Source organism: Bradyrhizobium sp. NBAIM08 (assembly GCF_020193935.1).
Classification (GTDB): domain Bacteria; phylum Pseudomonadota; class Alphaproteobacteria; order Rhizobiales; family Xanthobacteraceae; genus Bradyrhizobium; species Bradyrhizobium yuanmingense.
Window position 1 is genome coordinate 1 of the sequence record NZ_JADYVR010000675.1, and the last position, 422, is coordinate 422.

The 422-nt window shown below is 72.0% G+C and carries 1 protein-coding gene; it reads right to left on the reverse strand.

Annotation, left to right across the window (positions count from 1 at the left end; translation table 11 throughout):
• Positions 1–55 precede the first annotated feature (55 nt).
• Positions 56–422 (reverse strand): TetR family transcriptional regulator C-terminal domain-containing protein (locus I6F37_RS41510; protein WP_225154598.1); only part of this gene is annotated, 367 nt, incomplete at its 5' end.

Here is a 422-nt window from a genome sequence, read left to right on the forward strand (position 1 = left end):
ACGCAGCGGCGATTCCTTGCAACCACAGCGGGTTGCCGATCGGCACGCGGCCGACTCACGACGACTGCGCTGCTGGCCCGAGGAGCACGGTGACGAAAAGGTCCTCGATCCACCGCTCGACCTCTTCCCGCGACCAGCCGCCCTGCTCGACGAGCAGGGCGACCGGGTGCCAGCCGACCAAGGCCCACAGGCTGTCGGCGGCGCGACCCGGGTCGAGCCCGGGTCGGAGAGCACCGGCGCTCTCGACCGCCTCAACCACACGGCGTACGTCCTGCCGTCGACGCTCCTGGTACTCCCGCCACCGGTGGGCAACCTGGGCGTCGACCGCAGCCGCCTGCTCGAACGCGCGGTACAGGGGATAGAGCCGCAGCAGCATGCTGGCGCCGAGGGCTGCGCCCAGGCGGGCCATCTCACCCGGGTCC